This is a genomic window from Achromobacter dolens, assembly GCF_902859745.1.
Classification (GTDB): Bacteria; Pseudomonadota; Gammaproteobacteria; order Burkholderiales; family Burkholderiaceae_B; genus Achromobacter; species Achromobacter dolens.
The window spans coordinates 1-23,658 of record NZ_CADIJW010000062.1 but is presented as its reverse complement, the minus strand read 5'-3'; the positions used below and the strand labels follow the sequence as shown (position 1 = coordinate 23,658).

General features: G+C 67.9%; 20 protein-coding genes, 6 tRNA genes and 2 pseudogenes. 3 read left to right on the top strand and 25 right to left on the bottom strand.

From position 1 onward, the window contains the following. Positions 1–8: 8 nt before the first annotated feature. The 9 genes from HV783_RS26435 to HV783_RS26395 all read right to left on the bottom strand — a co-directional run bounded on the left by HV783_RS26435 (position 9) and on the right by HV783_RS26395 (position 4,722). Positions 9–896 (bottom strand): EamA family transporter, encoded by an 888-nt coding sequence (locus HV783_RS26435; protein ID WP_175142685.1) that lies wholly within the window; start codon positions 894–896, stop codon positions 9–11. Between the two features lie 2 nt (positions 897–898). After that, positions 899–1,912 (bottom strand): biotin synthase BioB, encoded by a 1,014-nt coding sequence (gene bioB / locus HV783_RS26430; RefSeq protein WP_175190171.1) that lies wholly within the window; start codon positions 1,910–1,912, stop codon positions 899–901. Positions 1,913–2,159: 247 nt separating this feature from the next. Continuing rightward, positions 2,160–3,650, bottom strand: coding sequence for a helix-turn-helix transcriptional regulator (locus tag HV783_RS26425; RefSeq protein WP_064522670.1), 1,491 nt, complete (start codon positions 3,648–3,650; stop codon positions 2,160–2,162). A 229-nt stretch (positions 3,651–3,879) separates the two neighbouring features. Further along, positions 3,880–3,956: transfer RNA gene (locus tag HV783_RS26420), tRNA-Asp, on the bottom strand. A gap of 82 nt (positions 3,957–4,038) precedes the next feature. Next, positions 4,039–4,114, bottom strand: a tRNA-Glu gene (locus tag HV783_RS26415). Between the two features lie 45 nt (positions 4,115–4,159). Then, positions 4,160–4,235, bottom strand: a tRNA-Ala gene (locus HV783_RS26410). Between the two features lie 103 nt (positions 4,236–4,338). Beyond that, a tRNA-Asp gene (locus HV783_RS26405) sits at positions 4,339–4,415 on the bottom strand. A gap of 76 nt (positions 4,416–4,491) precedes the next feature. Further along, positions 4,492–4,567: transfer RNA gene (locus tag HV783_RS26400), tRNA-Glu, on the bottom strand. Between the two features lie 79 nt (positions 4,568–4,646). Beyond that, positions 4,647–4,722: transfer RNA gene (locus HV783_RS26395), tRNA-Ala, on the bottom strand. A gap of 373 nt (positions 4,723–5,095) precedes the next feature. Here HV783_RS26395 and HV783_RS26390 point away from each other — a divergent pair. Next, on the top strand, positions 5,096–6,151 hold the full coding sequence (locus HV783_RS26390; RefSeq protein WP_116793392.1) for an aldo/keto reductase: 1,056 nt from the start codon (positions 5,096–5,098) through the stop codon (positions 6,149–6,151). A gap of 77 nt (positions 6,152–6,228) precedes the next feature. On the opposite strand, the gene lnt is transcribed toward HV783_RS26390, so the two are convergent. The 5 genes from lnt to miaB form a co-directional block, all read right to left on the bottom strand. Further along, positions 6,229–7,860, bottom strand: a complete 1,632-nt coding sequence (gene lnt, locus HV783_RS26385; RefSeq protein WP_054500973.1) for an apolipoprotein N-acyltransferase — start codon at positions 7,858–7,860, stop codon at positions 6,229–6,231. Continuing rightward, entirely contained in the window at positions 7,857–8,747 is an 891-nt protein-coding gene (locus tag HV783_RS26380) for a CorC family transporter (protein WP_064522666.1), read from the bottom strand. Before HV783_RS26380 ends, lnt begins: the two co-directional genes overlap by 4 nt. Before the next feature lie 153 nt (positions 8,748–8,900). Then, positions 8,901–9,374, bottom strand: a complete 474-nt coding sequence (gene ybeY / locus HV783_RS26375; protein WP_054500975.1) for an rRNA maturation RNase YbeY — start codon at positions 9,372–9,374, stop codon at positions 8,901–8,903. Further along, entirely contained in the window at positions 9,364–10,389 is a 1,026-nt protein-coding gene (locus tag HV783_RS26370) for a PhoH family protein (protein ID WP_175190170.1), read from the bottom strand. Before HV783_RS26370 ends, ybeY begins: the two co-directional genes overlap by 11 nt. Next, positions 10,386–11,819, bottom strand: a complete 1,434-nt coding sequence (gene miaB, locus HV783_RS26365) for a tRNA (N6-isopentenyl adenosine(37)-C2)-methylthiotransferase MiaB (RefSeq protein WP_175142569.1) — start codon at positions 11,817–11,819, stop codon at positions 10,386–10,388. The genes HV783_RS26370 and miaB overlap by 4 nt, the downstream gene beginning before the upstream one ends. Positions 11,820–11,984: 165 nt before the next feature. On the opposite strand from miaB, the gene HV783_RS26360 reads away from it, so the two are divergent. Then, on the top strand, positions 11,985–12,746 hold the full coding sequence (locus HV783_RS26360; protein WP_175142568.1) for a phosphatase PAP2 family protein: 762 nt from the start codon (positions 11,985–11,987) through the stop codon (positions 12,744–12,746). Between the two features lie 78 nt (positions 12,747–12,824). Here the strand turns inward: HV783_RS26360 and HV783_RS26355 are convergent, their stop codons facing one another. The 3 genes from HV783_RS26355 to HV783_RS26345 all read right to left on the bottom strand — a co-directional run bounded on the left by HV783_RS26355 (position 12,825) and on the right by HV783_RS26345 (position 15,242). Then, entirely contained in the window at positions 12,825–13,538 is a 714-nt protein-coding gene (locus HV783_RS26355; protein WP_175142567.1) for an alanyl-tRNA editing protein, read from the bottom strand. Between the two features lie 35 nt (positions 13,539–13,573). Next, positions 13,574–14,251, bottom strand: a complete 678-nt coding sequence (locus HV783_RS26350) for a VOC family protein (protein WP_175190169.1) — start codon at positions 14,249–14,251, stop codon at positions 13,574–13,576. A gap of 82 nt (positions 14,252–14,333) precedes the next feature. Then, the gene (locus tag HV783_RS26345) at positions 14,334–15,242 is read right to left on the bottom strand and encodes a LysR family transcriptional regulator (RefSeq protein ID WP_175167506.1); all 909 of its coding nucleotides are present in this window, start codon (positions 15,240–15,242) and stop codon (positions 14,334–14,336) included. 120 nt (positions 15,243–15,362) lie between these two features. Here HV783_RS26345 and HV783_RS26340 point away from each other — a divergent pair. Further along, a pseudogene (locus tag HV783_RS26340) lies at positions 15,363–16,568 on the top strand (MFS transporter). Here the strand turns inward: HV783_RS26340 and HV783_RS26335 are convergent. From HV783_RS26335 to HV783_RS26300, 8 genes and pseudogenes are all read right to left on the bottom strand, one after another. Next, entirely contained in the window at positions 16,558–16,869 is a 312-nt protein-coding gene (locus HV783_RS26335) for a helix-turn-helix domain-containing protein (protein WP_064522930.1), read from the bottom strand. The pseudogene HV783_RS26340 and the gene HV783_RS26335 sit on opposite strands and share 11 nt — an antisense overlap. After that, positions 16,866–17,234, bottom strand: coding sequence for a type II toxin-antitoxin system RelE/ParE family toxin (locus HV783_RS26330; RefSeq protein WP_006386650.1), 369 nt, complete (start codon positions 17,232–17,234; stop codon positions 16,866–16,868). The genes HV783_RS26335 and HV783_RS26330 overlap by 4 nt, the downstream gene beginning before the upstream one ends. Positions 17,235–17,403: 169 nt before the next feature. Next, positions 17,404–18,339 carry a protein translocase subunit SecF gene (gene secF, locus HV783_RS26325; RefSeq protein WP_054500982.1) on the bottom strand — a complete coding sequence of 312 codons (936 nt, stop codon included), beginning with the start codon at positions 18,337–18,339 and terminating at the stop codon, positions 17,404–17,406. 51 nt (positions 18,340–18,390) lie between these two features. Continuing rightward, positions 18,391–20,271, bottom strand: a complete 1,881-nt coding sequence (gene secD / locus HV783_RS26320; protein WP_054500983.1) for a protein translocase subunit SecD — start codon at positions 20,269–20,271, stop codon at positions 18,391–18,393. A 114-nt stretch (positions 20,272–20,385) separates the two neighbouring features. Then, the gene (gene yajC, locus HV783_RS26315) at positions 20,386–20,727 is read right to left on the bottom strand and encodes a preprotein translocase subunit YajC (protein ID WP_006390891.1); all 342 of its coding nucleotides are present in this window, start codon (positions 20,725–20,727) and stop codon (positions 20,386–20,388) included. Between the two features lie 229 nt (positions 20,728–20,956). Then, positions 20,957–22,093: a tRNA guanosine(34) transglycosylase Tgt gene (gene tgt / locus HV783_RS26310; RefSeq protein WP_054500986.1), complete on the bottom strand. Its 1,137-nt coding sequence runs from the start codon at positions 22,091–22,093 to the stop codon at positions 20,957–20,959. Then, positions 22,090–23,145, bottom strand: coding sequence for a tRNA preQ1(34) S-adenosylmethionine ribosyltransferase-isomerase QueA (gene queA / locus HV783_RS26305; RefSeq protein WP_175190168.1), 1,056 nt, complete (start codon positions 23,143–23,145; stop codon positions 22,090–22,092). The genes tgt and queA overlap by 4 nt, the downstream gene beginning before the upstream one ends. Before the next feature lie 237 nt (positions 23,146–23,382). Next, a pseudogene (locus HV783_RS26300) lies at positions 23,383–23,658 on the bottom strand (IclR family transcriptional regulator); the annotation flags it as partial.

Here is a 23,658-nt window from a genome sequence, read left to right as displayed (position 1 = left end):
GGGGGCGCTCACCACGGGGTCATCAGCAGGATGGCCCCCAGCGCCAGCGCCAGGCCCACGCCGTTCAGGCGCGTCAGGGGTTCGCGGAACGCCAGTGCTCCGACCAGCGTGCCCAGCGTGATCACGCCCATGTTCATGGACGCGAACACCAGCGCGGGATGCTCGGGCAGCGCCTGGTGGGCGCGGATATAGGTGATGATGTTGCCGAAATTCACCACCCCCAGCGCCACGCCGGCCGCCAGATGGCGCGGGGCCCAGCGGGCGCGGCGCCAGAGCAGGTAGGCCAGCATCAGCGCGCTGGCCAGCGCGAACGCCAGCAGCAGGCCGCCGGCGAACCCGGTGCCGGCGCGCGCCACCTGTTTGAACAGGATGTCGACCACGCCATAGGCCACCCACACCGACAACGGCCACAACCACAGCGCGCGGCGTCCGGCCGTGTCCGTATCGCGCGCCGGCGTGGCCGCTTCGGGCTCGGGCGCGGGGCGCCGCAACAGGCAGAACAGGGCGGCGAAGGCCAGCGCGATGGCGCCCAGCTTGCGGCCGCTGACCGGCTCGCCGAACAACAGGAACGCCGCCAGCAGCGGGATGAACAGCGACAACCGCTGCGCGGCGTCGCTGCGCACCACGCCGGCATGGCGCACGGCCAGCGCCATCGCCATGAAGCCGCTGGGCAGCAGCACGCCCAGCGCCGCCAGCACCAGCCACGGCGTCTGTGGTGTCAGCAGCGCCACGGGGTCCGGCCGCAGCACGGCCCAGCAGAGCAGGGCGGCCACGGCGTGGTTGGCCATGATGGCCTGGCGCACGTCCACCTGCCAGCGCCGCGCCAGCTTCAGCATCGCCGCCACGGCGACACTGCAGGTGACGCTGGCCAGCAGGTATGACAGGCCCGGAGTCAGCGTCACGCCGACAGGTCCGGGTGCGTGTGCTGGCCGGCATCGATGCGCATGCCCAGGCGTTGCAGCAGGCGCTGGTCGGCCTCCATGCGCGGATTGCCCGTGGTCAGCAGCACGTCGCCGTAGAACATCGAGTTGGCGCCGGCCATGAAGCACAGCGCCTGCATGGCCTCATCCATGGCCTCGCGCCCGGCCGAGAGGCGCACCACGGCGCGCGGCATGGTGATGCGCGCCACGGCGATGGTGCGCACGAACTCGAACGGATCGAGCGGCTCGGCGTCGGCCAGTGGCGTGCCTTCCACCCGCATCAGGTTGTTGATCGGCACCGACTCGGGATAGGGCTCCATGTTGGCCAGTTGCGCGATCAGGCCGGCGCGCTCCTGGCGCGATTCGCCCATGCCGACGATGCCGCCGCAGCAGACGTTGATGCCGGCGCCACGCACGCGGTCCAGCGTATCGAGGCGGTCCTGGTAAGTGCGGGTGGTGACGATCTTGCCGTAGAACTCGGGCGAGGTGTCGAGGTTGTGGTTGTAGTAGTCCAGGCCGGCGGCCTTGAGTTGTTCGGCCTGGCCTTCGCGCAGCATGCCCAGTGTGACGCAGGTCTCCAGCCCCAGCGCCTTGACCGCGCTGACCATCTCGGCCACGGCCTCCAGGTGGTGCGGCTTGGGGCTGCGCCAGGCGGCGCCCATGCAAAAGCGCTGCGCCCCGCCTGCCTGCGCGGCGCGGGCCGCGGCCAGCACCTCGTCCAGCGGTATCAGCTTTTCCGCTTCCAGGCCGGTGTCGTAGCGCGACGACTGCGAGCAATAGCCGCAGTCCTCGGGACAGCCGCCGGTCTTGATCGACAGCAGGCTCGAGAGCTGGATGCCGTTGGGGTCGAAATGGGCGCGGTGCGTCTGCTGGGCGCGGAATACCAGGTCCATGAACGGCAGGGCATAGAGCGCCATCACTGCGGCGCTGCTCCAGGCGGGCGCGGGCTGCGCCTTGGGCGGCTTGGGAACGGGAATGTAGGCGGTCTGCATCAACGGGCTCCAGAAGGCTTGCGGGGCTCTCGCCGGCCCCGTGGAGGGCGGCCAGATCGGCGGATCGTAAGAACCTGCGCAGGGTTTGCGCAATCTGGGGCGCAATGCGGATTTTGGCGGGGAGTTGCCTGGTGTTTTGCTGGAAATCGCGCTTTTTGGGGGCGGACGGAATCGAACGCGGCGGCATCTCCGCGCAGCGCGATACCCCGATTATTTTGATTCAATTTGTAAATCCGGGCGGGCGATGTCAGCCCGCGCCGGACTTGCCGCGGGGGCGGGGTTTTTCATGGCCGGTGATACCGCGGTCGCGGGCCCAGACGATGGCCGCGCTGCGCCGATGCACGCCGATCTTGCTGTAGATGGTGGCCACGTGATTGCGCACCGTGTTGCGCGACAGGCGCAACTGGCGGGCGATATCGTCGTCGTCATGGCCTTGGCACAGCAGGCCCAGCACCTCGCGCTCACGCGCGGTCAGTTGCGCCAGCTCGGCCACGTCGCGCGCCGCCGGCGCCGGGGCGCGCAATTGCGCCAGCTTCTCGATGATGCCGCGGCTGAACCATGAGGTGTCTTGCATCACCGCCTCGATCGCGGTCAGCAGCTCGGTTTCGCTGCGTTTGCGTTCGGAGATGTCCTGCATCACCAGCAGCACGCGGCGCTCGCCGCCGATCATGACCGGCTCGGCCGACGCCAGGCAAGCCAGCACGGCGCCGTCCGGCGTGGCCAGCGCGGCTTCGCGGTTGCGGATGCTCTCGCCGCGCGCCAGGCTGTCGGCCATGCCGTCGAACGGGCGCAGGCCGAGCGTGGTCAGTTCCTGGCCCGCGCCGTCCTGCGCCGACACGCCCACGGCCTGCGCGAACGCGTCATTGATATCCAGCGCGCGCAGCGATTCGCCGTCGCACAGCGCCATCGGCACGGGCGCCAGCCGGAACGCCTTGGAGAAACGTTCCTCGCTCTGCTGCAGGGCTTCCTCGGCGCGCTTGCGCTTTTCCAGGTCGATGAAGGTGAACAGCATGCACGGCTCGTCCTGCATGTCGATCGGCTGGCCGGCGACGATGACGAACCTGGCGCCGCCGTCGCCCAGCCGCAGCACGCCCTCGCGCTGGGTGATGGTCAGGCCCGCGTTCAGCTTGGCCACCGCGTCCTCCTTGTCCTCGCCGCCATCGAGCACGTCGAGTTCGTAGGCCGATTTGCCCAGCACCGCCTCGCGCGTCAGGCCCGTCATGTCCAGGAAGCCCTGGTTCACTTTCACGTAGCGCAGGTCGGATAGCCGGCAGATGAGCGCCGGCGCGGGATTGGCGGCAAAGGTGCGCTCGAAGCGCTGTTCGGCATTGAAGGCTTCGGTCTGGTCGTCCAGGATCAGCACGCGATAGTCCGTGCCGTCGTCTTCCAGCAGCAGGCCCCGCGCCCGGATGTTGCGCAGGAAGTCGGGATCGTCCTTGCGCGTCAGGTCCAGCAGCAAATCGTCGAATGCCGTGCCCGCGGCCAGTCGATCCAGCGGATATTGCCGGGCGGGAACGCGATGGTGATTGCGGTAGGTCAGCGCATAACGCTTGCGGTAGCCCGCGGGTGTGTTGCCCAACGCCTCCAGTGTGTCGATCCCATGCAGCGCCAGTGCGCTGGCGTTGGCCCAGGCGATGACGCCATCGGCCTCGAGCAGGATGATGCCTTCGTTCAGGCCTGCGATGATGCGTTGCAGGTGTTGGCGATGCGGGTGTGGAGCGGCGTTGCTGGCGGTCACGTGGGCCTCTTGGCTTGGCTGGCACAAGCGCACAGGATGCGTTGCGCGGCGCGGCCTGTCTAGAGGATAAACGGACGAGAAGGGGGAACGGGCGTCTCGGCGCGGGTCGCCGCGAAAAGCAAAAAAGCTCCGGAATCCGGAGCTTTTGGCGGGCGCTTTCTGGCGCAGTGCAGGAAGACTCCTGCGGAACAACTGGATCTTGCGGCTTGCTGGGATGCACGCAAGTGCTTGGCGGAGCGGACGGGGCTCGAACCCGCGACCCCCGGCGTGACAGGCCGGTATTCTAACCAACTGAACTACCGCTCCGCAGCGGTCTACAACAACAACACTTGGCAGCGCACCATCTTGTCAGGACGGCTTCGCAGATCCGGTAGGCGAGCCAGCGAACTGGCGTCCCCTAGGGGATTCGAACCCCTGTACTCACCGTGAAAGGGTGATGTCCTAGGCCTCTAGACGAAGGGGACCGGAAACTGCAACTGCTCGAACTACTGTACTACTTACTGCTTTACTGGTGGAGGTAAGCGGGATCGAACCGCTGACCTCTTGCATGCCATGCAAGCGCTCTCCCAGCTGAGCTATACCCCCCAGAATCCCTGCTGTTCCAACCTGCAAACAACAAGGCTTACACCCTATAAATGCAAAAAGCTCCAGGGACGGAGCTCTTGAAAGGCACTGCGTAGAGCGCTTTTGGCGGAGCGGACGGGGCTCGAACCCGCGACCCCCGGCGTGACAGGCCGGTATTCTAACCAACTGAACTACCGCTCCGCAGCGGCTTACTCAACTACTGTGTCACTTCAACTGCACTTTGGTACTACAAAACTCTGTACTGCTGCCAGTGAACTGGCGTCCCCTAGGGGATTCGAACCCCTGTACTCACCGTGAAAGGGTGATGTCCTAGGCCTCTAGACGAAGGGGACTTGGACTTGCTGTCGACTTGCTGTCTTTACTGCGCGTTTTACCGCGAGTTTTCCTGCTCTACTACTCTTCGCTTTGGACTGGTGGAGGTAAGCGGGATCGAACCGCTGACCTCTTGCATGCCATGCAAGCGCTCTCCCAGCTGAGCTATACCCCCGTTCTTCTAATCAACTCCTGCCACGTTTTACGTTTTTTCCGATCGCTTTCGCGGTCGTTTTTCGTATCTCGTTGCCGGTTTTGTTTAGTGCCGTTGGCGAAGAAACGAGATTATGCACGAACTAATTTCGGCGTGCAAGTCGGTTGGGTGCAAAAAACGAAAAAGTTGCATTGAAGTCGCGTTCAGGGGGACGCATGCGTGGCATGCGGGGGCATACTTTGGCATGCGGCGAGGGGCGTCAGCCGCTTCCGCGACGCCGGGCCCCGGGCGCACAATGCCGGAAAATCAACGGCTTGGACGAGTGCTATCGTGACCGCTGCGGGAACCCGGGTGGAATCCGCCATGATGTTTTGCCGGCAGGAGATTTTTTCGCATGAGCACCACGACTTCTTTTCCCACGCGTCCGCTGGGGCGCAGCGATATGTCGATCACGCGCATTGGCGTGGGCGCCTGGGCGATGGGCGGCAACGCCTGGGCCATCGGCTGGGGGCCGCAGGATGACGCCGACTCGATCGCCGCCATCCGCCTCGCGGTCGATCGCGGCATCAACTGGATCGATACCGCCGCCGTCTATGGACTGGGCCATGCCGAGGAGGTGGTGGGCCGCGCGCTGGCGCAGATGAGCCCCGGCGAGCGGCCGTACGTCTTCACCAAGTGCGGCCTGACCTGGTCCCCCGAGCAGCCGCAGGCGACCCCGCGGCGCACCGGCGCGCCAGCCAGCATCCGCCGCGAAATCGAGGGGTCGCTGCGCCGGCTGCGCGTCGAGCGCATCGACCTGTACCAGATGCACTGGCCGGCCGGCGACGGCACGCCGCTGGAGGTCTATTGGCAGGAATTGCTGGACCTCAGGCGGGAGGGCAAGGTGCGCGCCGTCGGCCTGTCCAACCATAACCTGGCGCAGTTGCAGGACGCCGAGGCGCTGGGGCACGTGGAGTCGCTGCAGCCGCCGTTCTCGGCGATCCAGCGCGGCGCCGGCGCCGACCTGATTCCGTGGTGCGCGCAGAACGGCACCGGCGTCATTGTCTACAGCCCCATGCAGTCGGGCCTGTTGAGCGGCGGCTTTTCGGCCGAGCGGGCGCGGACCCTGCGCGCGGACGACTGGCGCTCGCGCAATGCCGAATTCCAGCCGCCCAACCTGGCGCGCAACCTGGCGCTGGCCGAAGCGCTCAAGCCCATCGCCGAGCGCCACGGCACGACCCAGGCCGCGGTCGCCATCGCCTGGACGCTGGCATGGCCGGGGGTCACCGGCGCCATCGTCGGCATGCGCAACGCGGCCCAGGTCGACGGCGTGCTGGGCGCGGCGGAACTGGAACTGGATAGCGATGATCTGGCGCGCATCGCGGATGCGATCGAGCTGACGGGCGCGGGAATGGGGCCGCTGCGGCCGGCCGACGACAGCGGCGCGCTGCCTGTCGACTTGTTGCGCTAGGGACGCGCCGGGAAAGGGGCGCCGGCAGAGGCCCGGGGTGGGGAGCCGGGCCAGGCCGAGGCCGACCCGTTCCGGGTTCAGGGACGGCGCGCGCGGCTGACGCCGAAGGCGGCAATCAGCGCCAGGCCGATCAGCGCCAGCGCCGACTTGTCGCCGAAGCGGGCATAAGGCGTCAGGCCGGCCATGCCCTGCACCGAGACCGGCAGCACGCCCGGCTGCAGCGGCGCCAGTTGGGCGGCAACGTTGCCCTTGGCGTCGATGGCCGCCGTGATGCCGGTGTTGGTGGCGGTCAGCATCGGCCGCGCGGTCTCGATTGTGCGCAGGCGCCCGATCTGCAGATGCTGGCGCAACGCCCAGGTATCGCCGAACCAGCCCAGGTTGCTGACGTTCACCAGAATGGTGGCGCCCGGTTCGCCATCGGGACCGGGCTGCAGCGCGGGCAGCAGGTCGGGACCGAACAGGTCTTCATAGCAGATGTTGAAGGCGATGTGCTGGCCGCCCACGGCGAATGGCGTCTGGCGCTCGCCGCCACGGTCGAAATCGCCCAGCGGGATGTTCAGCATGTCGACGAACCAGTGGAAGCCCGGCGGCACGTATTCACCCCAGGGCACCAGGTGGCGCTTGTCGTAGCGCATCGCGGTGCTGCCGCCCGTCAGTTGTTCCAGCGGCGTCCGGCCATCGAAGCCCATGACGCTGTTGGTGTAGCGGTCGCGGCCATTGCGCACGTCGTGGATCGGCACCCCCATGGCGATCACGGCATTCTGCCGCGCCGCCACCTGGCGCCAGACGTCCCAGACGCGCGGATCGAGCTGGTCCTGGAAGATCGGCAGCACCGTTTCCGGCAGGATCACCATCTGCGGCGGCGGCACCCCCGGCGCCGGCGGCATCGCCGCCAGTTCCAGGTGGCGGCGCAGGCTCTGGTCGAGCAGCGCCGGATCGAATTTCTGCGACTGCTCGATGTTGCCCTGGACCAGACGCACGTTCAGTGGTTCGCCGCTGGGCGCGGACCAGTCGATGCGGGACAGCGGCCAGCCGGCGGCGGCCAATGCCAGCGCCACCCCGGCGGCCAGCGCGTGGCGGCCGTCGCGCGGCTGCTTCTGCAGGCCCGCGGGACGCCACAGGCTGGCGAGGGCGGCGGCGGCGAAGGCCGACAGCAGGGCCATGCCGTGCACGCCCAGCAGCGGGGCCCAGCCAGCGATGGGGCTGTCGACCTGCGCGTAGCCGATGTTGAGCCACGGAAAGCCGGTCAGCAGCACCGCGCGGACCCATTCGAAGCCGGCCCACAGCGCGCCCCAGGCCAGCGTGCCGGACAGCACCCGTCCCGGCGTCGAGTCGGCCGCCAGCGGGACATAGCGCCGCGCCAGCGCGCCGGCGGTGGCCGGGAACAGCGCCAGGAAGGCCGCCAGCGCCAGCACCGCGGCCACCGCCAGCGGCGCGGCCAGGTCGCCGTAGCGGTGCAGGCTGATGAAGATCCAGTACAGCCCCAGCGCGTAAGTGGCGAAGCTGAACAGCCAGCCGCGCAGCCAGGCCTGGCGCGCCGAGGGCGCGTACAGCGTGACGCGGGCGGCCACCGCCAGCGCCAGGACCTGGGTGACGGCCAGCGCCCAGCCTGGCAGCGGGCCGGGGGCGAAGGTGAGGGCGTGGACGGCGCCGGCCAGCGTCAGGCCGGCCGCGCCCAACAGGAACGGACCGCGGGGGGCGCGACTCATGCGTCGGAGTCGGGCTGGACGCCGCGGGAGGGCGCCACGCGCTTGACGCGCAGCCAGATGGCGCGACGCGCGTCGCCGCGCGCCACTTCGAGCTTCAATCCGTCGAACTCGGCGACGTCGCCGCGGCGCGGGATGCGTCCCAACTGCCCGCCCATCCAGCCGCCGACGCTGTCGTACTCGTCGTCGGGCAACAGGCAGCCGAACACGTCGTTGAAGTGCGAGATGTCGGTGGCAGCCAGCACGCGCCACTGGTTCTCGCCCTCGGGGAAGATCGAGTCTTCCTCGGTTTCGTCGAATTCGTCCTCGATGTCGCCGACGATCTGCTCCAGCACGTCTTCCATCGTCACCAGGCCGGAGATGCCGCCGTGCTCGTCGATGACGATGGCCTGGTGGTTGCGGCTGGCGCGGAACTCGTGCAGCAGCACGTTCAGGCGCTTGGATTCGGGGATGAACACGGCCGGGCGAACCAGCGTGCGCACCTCGATGCCGGGTTCCAGCATGCAGCGCAGCAGGTCCTTGGCGAGCAGGATGCCGATGATGTTGTCGCGGTCGCCTTCGTACACCGGGAACCGCGAGTGAGCGGTTTCGATCACGTTGGCCACCAGGTAGGGAATGGGCTGCGTGACGTCGAGCAGGTCCATGCGCGAGCGCGGCACCATGATGTCGCCGACGGTGCCTTCGGACACGGCCAGCGCGCCCTTGATCATCTTGTAGGACTCCGCGTCCAGCAGGTCGCGGTCATGCGCGGCTTCCAGGATGGCCTTGATGCCTTCGCGGTCCTCGGGCTCGCGGCGCACGAGGGAAAGCAGGCGGTCTAGAAGGGATTTGGTGGCGGGTTTGGATGAGCGAGCGGGCGTCGCTTCGGGAGCAGGGTAGGGGTCAGACATCGTCCGGGAGGACAAGTTAGGGAGGGGTCAGCATAACCGAATCTGGCGCGCAATTTGTAACGCGGCCCGCGAAAATGGGGCCAACCGACGCGATCTGCGCCTTGCAGGCCGCCATTTCGCGTCGATTGCTCAGGGTTGACCCGAGGGGCGGAATCAGCGCTCCTGGTAGGGGTCGGCGATGCCCATGCGGGCCAGCGTGGCGGTTTCCAGCGCTTCCATGCGGCGGGCGTCGCGCGCCTTGATGTGGTCGTAGCCGAGCGAATGCAGCACGCCGTGAAGCGTCAGGTGGGCGGCATGGTCCAGCAGCGCCTTGCGCTGTTCGCGCGCCTCGCGCACCAGCACCGGCACGCACATCACGATGTCGCCGCGCGCCACGCCCAGCGGATCCACGCCGTATTCGAACGTCAGCACGTTGGTGGCGTAGTCGCGCTGGCGGAAATCGCGGTTCAGGCGGCGCCCCTCGGCCGCGCCCACCAGGCGCAGGCTGAGCTCGGCGGCGCTGAAGTCCACCAGGCCATCCTCGGCCGCGGCGGCCAGCGCCCGCTCGGCCCAGCGGCGCAGGCGCCAGCGCGGCAGGCGGGGCTCGTCGACCCCGTACTGGACGGACAGGGACAGGTCAGGCGTCATTTTCCGCCGCTCGGTCGTAGGCATCGACGATGCGCGCCACCAGGGGATGGCGCACCACGTCGCGGCTGGTGAAGCGGGTGGTGGCGATGCCCTGCACGTCGTGCAGCACCTTGACGGCGTGCGCCAGGCCGCTTTCCTGGCCGCGCGGCAGGTCCACCTGCGACGGGTCGCCGGTGATGACGGCCTTGCTGCCGAAGCCGATGCGCGTCAGGAACATCTTCATCTGTTCGGGCGTGGTGTTCTGCGCCTCGTCCAGGATGACGAAGGCGTGGTTCAGCGTGCGGCCGCGCATGTAGGCCAGCGGCGCGATCTCGATGGTCTGTTTCTCGAACAGGCGCTGCACTTTCTCGAAGCCCATCAGGTCGTACAGGGCGTCGTACAGCGGGCGCAGGTAGGGGTCGACCTTCTGCGCCAGATCGCCGGGCAGGAAGCCCAGCCGTTCGCCGGCTTCGACCGCCGGGCGCGTCAGCACCAGGCGCTGCACCGTGTCGCGCTCCATCGCGTCGATGGCGCAGGCCACCGCCAGCCAGGTCTTGCCGGTGCCGGCCGGACCCACGCCGAAGGTGATGTCGTGCTTGAGGATGTTGTTCAGGTAGTCGCGCTGGCGCGGCGTGCGCGGACGCAGGTCGCTGCGCTTGGTGCGCAGGGCGATGGCGTCGCTGTCGTCGTCCAGCGCCGGCAGCGGGTTGGCCTCGCGGGCCGGCGCGTCCTGCAGTTTCTCTTCCTGGCGGCCGACGCCGATCTCGACCAGCCCGAGCTGGATGTCGTCGACCGACAGCGCGCGATGCACGGCCTGCTCATGGAAACGGCGCAGCACGCGGCCGGCCAGTTCGGCCTTGTCGCCTTCGATGGTGACGCGGCTGCCGCGGCGCGAGAGCTTCACGCCCATGCCGTCTGCAAGCTGGCGCAGGTTTTCGTCCAGCGGGCCGCACAGGTTGGCCAGGTGGGTGTTGTCGCCGTCCAGGATGACGACGGCGGGCAGGCTGCGGCGGGCGCGGGGGCGGGAAGTGGTCATTCGGCCTCTTGGGAGTCGCGGTCGACGTCGGCCACCCGGGCGCGCAGCGAATTGGTGTGCGCCTCGGTGATGATGACGTCGACCATCTGTCCGATGAGCCGCGCGGGCGCGGCGAAGTTGACAATGCGGTTGTTCTCGGTGCGGCCCATCAGCTCGTTCGGGTCGCGCCGCGACGGGCCTTCCACCAGCAGGCGCTGGCGGGTGCCGATCATGTTGCGGGCGATGGCGGCGGCCTGCTCGTTGATCAGCGCCTGCAGGCGCTGCAGGCGGCGCAGCTTGACGTCCTGCGGCGTGTCGTCGTGCAGGTCGGCGGCCGGCGTGCCGGGGCGGCGCGAGTAGACGAACGAGAACGAGGTGTCGAAACCGACGTCCTCGATCAGCTTCATGGTCTTTTCGAAGTCTTCCTCGGTCTCGCCGGGGAAGCCGACGATGAAGTCCGACGACAGCGTCAGGTCGGGACGCGCGGCGCGCAGGCGGCGCACGACCGACTTGAATTCCAGCGTGGTGTAGCCGCGCTTCATGGCCGCCAGCACGCGGTCGCTGCCGGCCTGCACCGGCAGGTGCAGGAACGACACCAGCTTGGGCAGGCGGGCGTAGGCGTCCACCATGCGCTGGGTCATTTCCTTGGGGTGCGAGGTGGTGTAGCGGATGCGCTCGATGCCGGGAATCTCGTGCACGTATTCCAGCAGCATGGCGAAATCGGCGATCTCGTCGCTGTCGCTCATGCGGCCGCGGTAGGCGTTGACGTTCTGGCCCAGCAGGGTGACTTCCTTGACGCCCTGGTCGGCCAGGTCGGCCACTTCGACCAGCACGTCGTCGAACGGCCGCGAGACTTCCTCGCCGCGCGTGTAGGGCACGACACAGAAGCTGCAGTACTTGCTACAGCCTTCCATGATCGAGACGAAGGCGGTGGCGCCGTCGACGCGCGGCGGCGGCATGTTGTCGAACTTCTCGATCTCGGGGAAGCTGATGTCGACCTGCGAGCGGCCTTCGGCGCGGCGGCGGTGGATCAGGTCGGGCAGGCGGTGCAGGGTCTGCGGGCCGAACACCACGTCCACATAGGGCGCGCGCTTGACGATGGCCTCGCCTTCCTGGCTGGCGACACAGCCGCCCACGCCGATCACCAGGTTCGGGTTGGTCTTTTTCAGGTGCTGCACGCGGCCCAGGTCGGAAAAGACCTTTTCTTGGGCCTTTTCGCGCACCGAACAGGTGTTGAACAGGATGACGTCGGCTTCTTCCGGATTGTCGGTCAGTTCCAGCCCCTGGTCGCCGCGCAGCACGTCGGCCATCTTGTCCGAGTCGTACTCGTTCATCTGGCAGCCGAAGGTGCGGATGTAAAGCTTGCGGGGAGCGCCGGTGGCGGGGGCGGGCGGGACGGCGGCGGCGCCGTCTTGCGCGTGAGGCACGCGCTTGAGGGAAGTTTCTTGCATGTCGGTCGCCGTGACGGGTGTAGATCCCGGGGGCAGTGGAGAGGGGAAAAGCGGAATTTTACCCCTTGCTGCAAATTTCCTTCATGCAGACGAAATGCAGGGTTACGATAGCTGGCCCTCGCAGATTCCCTTTCCGAGAACAATTATCTTTACGCGACCGGTCCGATGACGACGAATCCCTCCCTTCCGCCGGCCGCCACGCTCGCGCCCGGCGCCGCAGCCGCCGCGACGGACGAGTTCCGCAATCCGCTGTCGACCTCCGCCTGGCTGCTGGCCGGTCTCGGGGTGGCGCTGGTGGCCGCGGTCTGCGCCCTGTGGGTCGACCTGCCGCTGGCGATCTGGATCCGGCAATCGGTCAGCGACGGGGTCAATACCTCGTTCGAGTGGATCGGCGAAATGGGCGAAAGCGGCCGCTACATCGGCGTGGCGCTGGCGTTCTACATCGTCGGCCTGGTCGGCCTGGCGCGCGGCTGGCGCAATCCGGTGCGCATGAGCTACGCCAGCATGGCGCGCGGCAGCCTGCTGATGCTGTCGACCATGGCGGTCGGCGGGCTGGTGGTGCTGGCGCTCAAGCGTTTGGTGGCGCGCGCCCGTCCCGAGCTGTTCTTCGAGAAGGGCATCTACGGGCTGGGCGAGTCGTTCTCGCGCGCCAACCAGTTCAATTCCTTTCCTTCCAGCCACACCTACGCCGCCTTCGCGGTGGCGGTGACGCTCGGCATCCTGGCGCCGCGCTGGCGCTGGGCCTTCCTGTCGCTGGCCGCACTGGTCGCCGCCAGCCGCCTGGTCAACCTGGATCACTACCTGTCCGACGTGCTGACCGCCGCCGCGATCGCCATCGCCGTGGGTCACCTGCTGGCGCCGCGGGTGCTCTGTAGCAAGTACCAATGGCCGCTGCGCGCGCCGTGGCGCTGGTGGAAGAAGGGCTGAGCGCGCCGCGAGGCGCCGCCGACGGACTTCAATGAAAATGGCCGCCATGCAGGCGGCCATTTTCATTGGCGGCAAGGTTCAGGCGAACGCCACCACCACGCGGCGGTTGGTGCGGCTTTTCTTTTCGATCTTGGTGACCGTGACGGGGCCGATCTCGCCGGTGTTGGCCACGTGCGTGCCGCCACAGGGCTGGCGGTCCACGCCGGGGATCTCGATGATGCGGATGCGCGTCGCGCCGCCGGGCGGGGCGGCGCCGACCGTGCGCACCAGATCGGGCTGCGCCGCAAGTTCCTCGGGCGTGATGGTGTTGACGGTGACGTCGGTGCGGGCCTGGATCAGCGTGTTCAGGCGCTCGGTCAGGTCGGCCTTGTCGAGCGTCGACTCGGGCAGGTCGAAGTCGATGCGGGCCGAGTCGGGCGAAATGCTGCAGCCGGTGACGGGCGCCGGCACCAGCGAACCGAGCAGGTGCAGACAGGTGTGCAGGCGCATCAGCCGGTGGCGGCGCGGCCAGTCGATGCGCACGGTGACGCGGTCGCCGACCTGCGGCGCCGCGGCGCCCTCGGCCAGCACGTGCAGGATGCGGCGGCGGTCGTCGGCGTAGACGGTGTCGGCCACCGGCAGCGCGCGGCCATCGGCCAGCGTCAGCGTGCCGCTGTCGCCGGCCTGCCCGCCGCTGCGGGCGTAGCAGAGGGTCTGGTCCAGTTCGACGCCGTCGGCGCCGACGGCGATGACGGTGGCCTCGCACTGCTGCTCGTAGGGCGCGTCGTCGAAGCGCTTGAGGGTGACGCTCATGGGGATGTCTCCGTTGTCTTTCCGTGTGGTGTGGGTCAGGCCAGGATCCGGATGCCCCGGTCGGTCTCGATGGCGGCCTGCAGGCGTGGCAGGCCGTCGGCCTGTTCGATGGCGATGAGCGCGTCCGCGCCCAGCCAGGCCAGCCCCTGGCGCAGCAGCGCCGCGCGCGGGTGGGTGCCGGCCAGCGCCACGAGGGTCAGCGGCTGGCGCGGCAGGCTGACGCCGGGATAGGCGTCCACATCCCACTGGATCAGGGTCGGCAGCAGGCCGTCGCCGGCCGTTGCGCCCGCTTCGCGCCAGGCCGGCAGGCTGCCGTCGTCGGGCACCGTAAGGCGCCAGCGCAGGTCGCCGCGGGTCATGGGGATGGCGGGTGCGATGCGATCGGGGTGCCGCGCCTGCCATGCGCTCAGGTCAGCGGGCGCCTCGACTCGCGCCGCCCAGTGCGCCAGGAACGGCCCTTCGGCCAGGCGCGCCCGCATGGCCGGCTGGTCCAGCCCGAACCAGCGCGGCCGCTGCGGCGCGGGCGCGTCCGGGTCGATGGCGATTACTTCGAGGTACAAGCCGCCCGCCATGCCCAGCACGCGGTTGTGGGTGCCCATGCGGGGATGCGCGCCGCCGCCCGTGGGCGCGATGCCCAGCAGGTCGGCCACGTGGCGCGTGCCGCTGTCCAGGTCGGCGGCGGCGACGACGAGATGATCGAGAGCGAGTTTCATGAGGCCTATGGTAGTGAATACGGCGGCGGCTGTACCCGTACACCGGACGCCAGGACGGGCTATACAGTCGTGGCCGACGGGATCAGGCGATCCGCAGTTCCTCGGTCAGCATGGCGAGCACCGCGTCCACCTTGGGCAGCAATTGCTTGCCGACCGGCCACAGCAGGTGCAGCGGCAGGCCGTCGGTGGCCAGCGCCGGCAGGACCGGTGCCAGTTCACCGCGCGTAATTGCTTCGTCCACCAGCCAGGTGGCCAACTGTGCGATGCCGCAGCCCGCCTTGACGGCCGCGACCTGCGCGTCGCCGCTGCCGGCGATGATACGGCCAGTCATCGCGCGCCGCTCGATCTGGCCGTCGGCGTGAGCGATCAGCCATGGACTGACGCTGCCATCGGCCTTGCCGTAGAGGACGGCATCATGCCGCGCCAAATCGTCCGCCGAGGCGGGCGCGCCCCGGCGGGCCAGGTAGGCGGGCGACGCGCAAAAGAGCAGGCGTTCGCGGCCCAGATGGCGACATCCGATCGAGGCGGGCCAGTGATCCGGGCCGCCAATGCGCACTGCTACATCGATGCCTTCGTCGAGCAGATCGACGAACCGGTCGGTGAACGACACATGCGGCCGCAGACGGGGATGGCGTTCGGCAAAGCGCAGCAGCGGCGGCCAGACCCGCAGGCGGCCAAAGGTGGCCGGCGCGTCCACGCGCAGTCGGCCCACGGGTTCGTTCTGCTGCACCGCCAGCACGGTTTCCGCTTCCTCCAGGTCGGTCAGCACCTGCGCGCACGTGCGGTAGAAGGCCGTGCCCGCCTCGGTCAGCGCCAGGCGGCGCGTGGTGCGCTCGAACAACCGGATGCCGAGCCGGGCTTCGAGACGCGCCACGCTCTTGCCGACCGCGGAGCTTGTCAGGTGGAGGCGTTCGGCGGCCGCGGTGAAGCTGCCCGCGCTGGCGGTCATTACAAACGCTTCGATGCCTTTGAGCCGTTCGGAGGGCGTCATACGGGCCTCTATTGATGAACTAAATTCCAATATACTAAGAAAATATATCCGAGATAGGAAATTTAGTCTTCAATAGACTTGTGCGTTCCATTCATTCCCCTGGAGCGCTTTCGCATGTCCATGCTCGTTGCGCCCCGCGCCGCCGTTCTGGCGGGCCGGGGCGGCCTGTCCATCGCGATTCTTGCGGTGGCGGCCTTTGTCATTGTCACCACCGAGTACCTGATCGTCGGCCTGTTGCCAGCGCTGGCGCGTGACCTCGGCATTTCGATTTCCGCCGCGGGCCAGCTGGTGACCCTGTTCGCCTTCACCGTGATGCTGTTCGGGCCGGTGCTGACCGTGCTGCTGTCGCACGTCGAACGCAAGCGGCTGTTCGTCGTCATTCTGTTGATTTTCGCGGTGTCCAACGCCCTGGCTGCCATGGCGCCGAACCTGTGGGTGCTGGCCGTTGCTCGCTTCATTCCTGCGCTGGCGTTGCCGGTATTCTGGGGCACGGCCAGCGAGACGGCGGGGCAACTGGTCGAGCCGCAACGTGCCGGACGCGCGGTATCGCAGGTCTACCTGGGCATCTCCGCCGCGTTGCTGTTCGGCATCCCGCTGGGCACGCTGGTGTCGGAGGCCATCGGCTGGCGTGGCGCGCTGTGGGGGCTGGCAGGGTTGTCGCTGTTGATGGCGCTGGCCCTGACGCGCTGCATGCCGGCCATGGCGCGGCCGCCCCGCCTGCGGATCGGAGAGCAGGCCCGTATTCTCAGGAACCCGGAGTTCATCGCGCAAGTGCTGCTGTCGGTGCTGGTGTTCACCGCCATGTACACGGCTTACACCTATCTGGCCGACACACTGGAACGCGTTGCCGCGGTGGCGCCGGCGCGGGTCGGTTGGTGGCTGATGGGGTTCGGCGCCATCGGCCTGGTTGGCAACTGGTTCGGCGGCCGTCTGGTCGACCGCAACCCGCTGGGGGCCACCGCGTTCTTCTCGCTGCTTCTGGCGCTGGGCATGGCCGCCAGCGTGCCGCTGGCGGGCGCGGTGATGCCACTGGGGCTGGCCCTGGCAGTGTGAGGCATCGCCTATACCGCGCTGTTTCCCGTCTGCCAGGTGCGGGTGATGCACTCGGCGTCGCAGGCACAGGCGCTGGCCGGCACCTTGAACGTCTCCGCCGCCAACGCCGGCACGGGCCTTGGGGCGATTCTCGGCGGTTTGGCGATTTCGCTGTGGGGACTGGAAAGTGTCGGCTACGTGGCCGCGGGCATCGCGTCGGCGGCGGTGTTGGTGGCGATGAGCATGCGAAGCATGGGTACGAGATACCGAACGTCGACAAGGCCTAGAGGTTGACGCTGATTCCTGTCGTGTCGGATTGCCTTGCCTTGCGTACCCGTATCTCCACGTGCTGGTCCAGCGCGACCAGGGCGCGCAGCAGCCGCTCCAGCGAGATGTTCTGCAATTGGTAGCGGCGAATCTGGGAGACCTTGGGCTGGGTCATGCCGGTCAGGGCGGCAACCTGGGCCTGGGTGAGCTGGCGCTGGTCGATCAGATCGTTGAGCTTGATGGCGAGCTGCGCCTGGGTGGTCAGATCGGCGGCGTCGTCAAAGCCGAGGTCATGCAGAACATTCAGGGTGCCGGTAGTACGCGTCATGGTTGTCTCTTGTGGGGCCCATAGCGGGCCTGAACCTGTTTGAGCCGCCGGGTGATCAGGGCAATGTCGGGCCGCGGCGTGGAAACGCCCGATTTGGACTTCTTCTGGAATGCATGCAGTACATGCACGCCGTTGCCGATGCGTATCAGGTAGACGGCGCGGAACGTATCGCCCCGATGATCATCGACCAGTTCAAACACGCCCGGCCCCAGTCCGTGCCATGGTTTGGACGCGGCCGGTCGCCGGCCCGACTGCACGATGAACAGACTCATCCCCAAGTGTTTCTGAACGGCCAGCGGGAAGGTCTGGAAGTCTTTTTTCGAGGAACCTTCCCAATACAGGGGACGAGGGAGTTCGATAAACATGAATATACCTGTTCGGATATAACTGTCAACCTCCGTGGCGACGGCTTTGGCAAAGGTATCCGCATGTAGGACGGGCGGCTATTCGTAGTGACCGAGGGCCCTGCGCCAGGCTCGTCCGCCCATAAAAAAACCCGCCACATCGGGCGGGTCTTGCGGGGCGGGAAGCGGCTCAGGCGACTTCGCCTTCCTCGCCTTCCTTCTTGACCGGCTTGACCAGGTCTTCGCGCTTGACGCCCATCCACATGGCCAGCGCGGCGGCGACGAACACCGACGAGTAGATGCCGAACCAGATGCCGATAGTCAGGGCCATGGCGAAGTAGTGCAGGGTGGGGCCGCCGAAGAACAGCATCGCCAGCACCATCATCTGGGTCGAACCGTGGGTGATGATGGTGCGCGAGATGGTTTGCGTGATGGCGCTGTTGATGACTTCCTGCACGTCCGCCTTGCGGTACTTGCGGAAGTTCTCGCGGATCCGGTCCATGATGACCACGGATTCGTTCACCGAGTAGCCCAGCACCGCCAGCACGCCCGCCAGCACCGACAGCGAGAACTCCCACTGGAAGAAGGCGAAGAAGCCCAGGATGATGACCACGTCGTGCAGGTTGGCGATCACGCCGGCCACCGCGAACTTCCATTCGAAGCGGAAGCCCAGGTAGACCATGATGCCGATGACCACCACCAGCAGCGCCATCAGGCCGTTGTGCAGCAGTTCCTGGCCGACCTGCGGGCCGACGAACTCGACGCGGCGCAGCTCCACGCCCTGGTCGGCGGCCTTGAGCGCGGCCATGACGGTTTCGCTCTGGGTGGCCGACGTCTGGCCTTCCTGCAGGGGCAGGCGGATCATGACGTCGTGCGAGGTGCCGAAGTTCTGCACCTGGAAGTCGGTGTAGCCCAGCTTCGAGACCACGCCGCGTACGTTTTCAAGCTGCGCCGTCTGGGCGTAGTTGACTTCCATGACCGTGCCGCCGGTGAATTCGATCGACAGGTGGAAGCCGCGCGTAATGATGAAGAAGACCGCCGCCACGAAGGTGACGAGGCTGATGATGTTCAGCACCAGCGCGTGGCGCATGAACGGGATGGTGCGGTGAATCCGGAAAAATTCCATGTTTTGCCCTGGCTATTCGGCGGCGGGCGGCGTGGCCGCCCGCGCGCATGTTCAGTTGGTCTTCGGCTTCCAGACTTCGCCGATGGAGATCGACGTGAGCTTCTTCTTGCGGCCGTACCAGAGGTTGGCCAGCGCGCGCACGCCCACGACGGACGAGAACATCGAGGTCAGGATGCCCAGGCAATGGACCACCGCGAAGCCGCGGATCGGGCCGGAACCGAAGGCCAGCAGGGCCAGGCCGACAATCAGCGTGGTGAGGTTGGAGTCAAGGATCGTGCCCCAGGCGCGCTCGAAGCCATGGTGGATGGCCTGTTGCGGCGTTGCCCCGTTGCGCAATTCTTCCCGTATCCGCTCGTTGATCAGCACGTTCGAGTCGATCGCCATGCCCAGTGTCAGCGCGATGGCGGCGATGCCCGGCAGCGTCAGCGTGGCCTGCAGCATCGACAGCAGGGCCAGCAGCAGCAGCACGTTCAGGGTCAGGCCGACGGTCGAGAACACGCCGAACAGGTGGTAGTAGATGATGATGAAGACGGCGATCGCCAGGAAACCGTACAGCGTCGAATGGAAGCCCTTCGAGATGTTGTCGGCGCCCAGGCTCGGGCCGATGGTGCGTTCCTCGATGATCGACATCGGCGCGGCCAGCGCGCCGGCGCGCAGCAGCAGGGCGGTGTCGGCGGCTTCCTCGGAGCTCATGCTGCCCGAGATCTGCACCTGGCCGCCGGCGATTTCGGTGCGGATGACGGGGGCCGTGACCACTTCGCCCTTGCCGTTCTCGAACAGCAGGATGGCCATGCGCTTGCCGATGTTGTCGCGGGTGACGTCGCGGAAGATGCGCGCGCCCTTGGAGTCCAGCGTCAGGTGGACGGCGGCCTGCTGGGTCTGCGAATCGCGGCCGGGCTGGGCGTCCTGCAGGTTCTCACCGGTCAGGACCACCTGGCGGCGCACCAGGATCGGGCGGCCGTCGCGGTCGGAGTAGCGCTCCAGGCCGAACGGCACCGAACCGCCCAGCAGCGCGGCCTGCGCGGCGGGCGAGTCGTCGACCATGCGGATTTCGAGCGTGGCGGTGCGGCCCAGCAGTTCCTTGGCCTTGGCCACGTCCTGCACGCCGGGCAGCTGCACCACGATGCGGTCCGAACCCTGCTGCTGGATGACCGGTTCGGCCACGCCCAGTTCGTTGATCCGGTTGTGCAGCGTGTTGATGTTCTGTTTGAGGGCCGAGTCCTGCACGCGGGTGACGGCGGCCGGGTTCAGCGCGCCCAGCAGCAGCAGCTTGCCGTTCTCTTCGCTTTCGGTGAATTCCAGGTCGGGCAGGCGGCTGCGCAGCGTCGAGATGGCGCGGTCGCGGTCCTGCGCGTTGGCGAAGCTTGCGGCCACGCTCATGCCGGAGCGCTCGACGCCGGCCACGTTGACCTTCTGGTCGCGCAGCACCGAGCGCACGTCGGCGGCCAGCGAGTCGTAGCGGGCGGTCAGGGCGCCCTGCATGTCCACTTGCAGCAGGAAGTGCACGCCGCCGCGCAGGTCCAGGCCCAGGTACATGGGCTTGGGGGCGAACCAGCCCATGGCGCGCATCCAGCTCGGCGAGGCCGGCAGCAGGTTCAGCGCCACGGTGTAGTGCGGGTCGCCCTGGACGGTGTTGAGGGATTTGTCGATCAGATCGCGCGCCTGCAGTTGCAGGTCGGTCGACGTGAAGCGGGCGCGCACGGTGCCGAGCGTGCCGTTCTGTTCGTAGTAGACCCCGTCGTTGGGGATCTTGGCGTCGGCCAGTACCTGCTCGACCCGGTCACGCATGGCCGGATCCACCTTGATGGTGGCCTTGGCGCTGGAAACCTGGACGGCGGGCGACTCGCCGTAGAAATTGGGAAGCGTATACAGCAGGCCGATAAGGACCGCAATCAGGACCGTAATGTACTTCCAGAGGGGATAGCGGTTCATTGCCGGCTACGTCATGTAAGAGTGGAGAAAAGGCCGCCCGGGCGGCTGGCGCGGCGGGCGGCGGGGCGGCTGCCGTCGGGCCCGGGGCCCGGCGGCGGAGCTCCTATGGGACGCTTACAGGGCCTTGATGGTTCCCTTGGGCAGAACGGTCGACACCGACGACTTCTGCATGATGATCTCGACCGGCTTGTCGGCCAGTTCCGAGACTTCGACGGTGACGTAGCTGTCGTTCACCTTGGTGACCTTGCCCAGCATGCCGCCGGCGGTCACGACTTCGTCGCCCTTGGCCAGGGCGGCGATGAGGTTGCGGTGTTCCTTCTGGCGCTTCATCTGGGGACGGATCATCAGGAAATAGAGGATCACGAACATCAGGATGATGGGCAGCATGCCCATCAGCGCATTGCCTTCGGGAGCGGCCTGGGCCACGACGAGGCTGGCGGTATCGATAGCGGACATGTAATTCTCCTGCGTTTGGTCTGTTTGGGTTTGTTTGTATCGTGCTGTCGACGATCTTGTTCTGCGCCCATCCCCGCGCGAGCCATGGATAGGGCAAGCCGACTATTGTAGCGAGGTTATCCCGGGCTACCAGTCACGGCCTGTGCGCAGTGATGGGGGCGGATCGCCAAATAAAAAGCCCCGACGATCTCGTGGTTTTCACTAGGTCGGCCGTCGTTTGCTCCTCCCGCTACTCCACCCCGCGCGCCCGGTCGGCCGCGAACTGCGCGCGCCAGGCTTCGAAGCGGCCCTCGGCGATGGCCTCCCGCATTTCCTTCATGATGGTGAGGTAGAAATGCAGGTTGTGCAGCGTGTTCAGGCGCGCGCCGGTGATCTCGTTGGCGCGCTGCAGGTGATGCAGGTAGGCGCGCGAGAAGTTGGCGCAGGTGTGGCAGGCGCAGCTCGGGTCCAGCGGGCGGGTGTCGTCTCGGTACTTGGCGTTGCGGATCTTGACGTCGCCGAAGCGGGTGAACAGCCAGCCGTTGCGGGCGTTGCGGGTCGGCATGACGCAGTCGAACATGTCGACGCCGCGGCTCACGCCCTCGACCAGGTCTTCCGGCGTGCCCACGCCCATCAGATAGCGCGGCGCCTGGGCCGGCAGCTTGGGCGTCACGTGCGCCAGGATGCGCATCATGTCTTCCTTGGGCTCGCCCACCGACAGGCCGCCGATGGCGTAGCCGTGGAAACCGATGTCCTGCAGGCCGGCCAGGGACTCGTCGCGCAGCGATTCGTACATGCCGCCCTGCACGATGCCGAACAGCGCGTTGGGGTTCTGCAGCCGGTCGAATTCCTCGCGCGAGCGGCGCGCCCAGCGCAGCGACATGCGCATCGAGCGGGCCGCTTCCTCGACGGTCGCGGGGCGGCCGTCGATCTCGTAGGGCGTGCACTCGTCGAACACCATGACGATGTCCGAGTTCAGCGAGCGCTGGATGCGCATCGATTCCTCGGGCGTCAGGAACAGGCGGGCGCCGTCGATGGGCGAGGCGAACTTCACGCCTTCCTCGGTGATCTTGCGCATGCCCTGCAGGCTGAACACCTGGAAACCGCCCGAGTCGGTCAGGATCGGCTTGTCCCACTGCATGAAGCCGTGCAGGCCGCCATGCTTTTCCATGATCTCCGTGCCCGGGCGCAGCCACAGGTGGAAGGTGTTGCCCAGCACGATCTGCGAACCGATGTCCTTCAGTTCGTGCGGCATCATGGCCTTGACGCTGCCATAGGTGCCCACGGGCATGAAGATGGGCGTTTCCACCACGCCGTGGTTGAGCGTGATGCGGCCGCGGCGGGCGCCGCCGTCGGTGGCGAGCAGTTCGAAATTCAGTCCGGTCATGGGGCGGGGGATTCGATGAACATGGCGTCGCCGTAGCTGAAGAAGCGGTAGCGCTGGGCCACGGCGTGGGCGTAGGCGCGGCGGATCGGCTCGACGCCGGCCAGCGCCGAGACCAGCATCAGCAGGGTCGACTGGGGCAGGTGGAAGTTGGTGACCAGCGCGTCGATGACACGGTACTGGTAGCCGGGGGTGATGAACAGGCGCGTGTCGCCTTGGGCGGCGGCCAGCGGCAGGCCGGGGGCGGTGCGGCCCTCGGTTTGGGCGGCGGCCGATTCCAGGGCGCGCACGCTGGTGGTGCCGACCGCGATCACGCGGCCGCCTCGTGCGCGGGCCGCGGCGATGGCGTCCACCGTGGCCTGCGGCACGGTGAACCATTCGGCGTGCATGACGTGGTCGGCCAGGTTGTCCACGCGCACCGGCTGGAAGGTGCCGGCGCCGACGTGCAGCGTGACGAAGGCGCGTTCCACGCCCAGCGCCGCCAGGCGGTCCAGGGTGGGCTGGTCGAAGTGCAGGCCGGCGGTCGGGGCCGCCACGGCGCCCGGTTCGCGGGCGTAGACGGTCTGGTAGCGGTCGTCGTCGCCGGCGTCGGCGGCGTGCGTGATGTAGGGCGGCAGCGGCGTCGCGCCGTGCGCGTCCAGCAGCTCCAGCACCGGCCCGGGGAAGCGGATGTCGAACAGCTCGCCCTCGCGGCCTAGCACCGTGGCGTCGAAGGCGTCGGCCAGCCGCAGCACCATGCCGGCGCCGGGCGACTTGCTGGCGCGCACGTGCGCCAGGGCGCGGTCGGTGTCGGTGATGCGCTCGACCAGCACCTCGACCTTGCCGCCGGTGATCTTGTGGCCGGCCAGGCGCGCCTTGATGACGCGGGTGTCGTTGAACACCAGCAGGTCGCCGGGGCGCAGCAGTTTTTCCAGGTCGGCGAACTGGCGGTCATGCAGTTGGCTGGCGCCATCCAGGTGCAGCAGGCGGCTGCCCGTGCGCTGGGCGGCGGGCGTCTGCGCGATGAGCTCGGGAGGCAGCTCGTAGTCGAAATCGGAAACGGTAAGGGCTTGCACGCGGGTATCGGTATCAGGGGCGGGCGCGGCCTGGGCCGGCCGCCGGGCCGCCGGATGGGCGGCGGCAAAAAAGCGAGCCGGACCTGTCGGCTCGGCTCTGGGCAACTGTCTATTGTAAAGGGGCTGGCGAAAAGGGCGGGGCGGCCGGCGATGGTGGCCTCCGCGCCAGCGAGGACGGCAGGACGGGGACGAGCGATTTCCAGGGGAAGGTGCGCCCCCGGGGGCCGGCGCGGCGCCTTAGCGCCCGCCGCGCCAGCCGAGCCGGCGCGAGCAATCGGCCGCGGCCGCCATCAGGGCCCGCAGCGGCGCGCCGTCCGGCGCCAGGTCGAAGCCGCCGTGCAGTCCCAGCCCGGTGATGGCGCCGGCCAACTGGCCCTGGGCGTCCAGCACTGGCAGCGCGGCCGAGTCGATGCCGTGCAGCAGGTGGCCGCTGACGCTGGCGTAGCCGCGCTGGCGCGTGGCCTGCCAGCGCGCCCGCAGCGCGGCGGCGGGGTCGGCCGGGTCGAGCGGCAG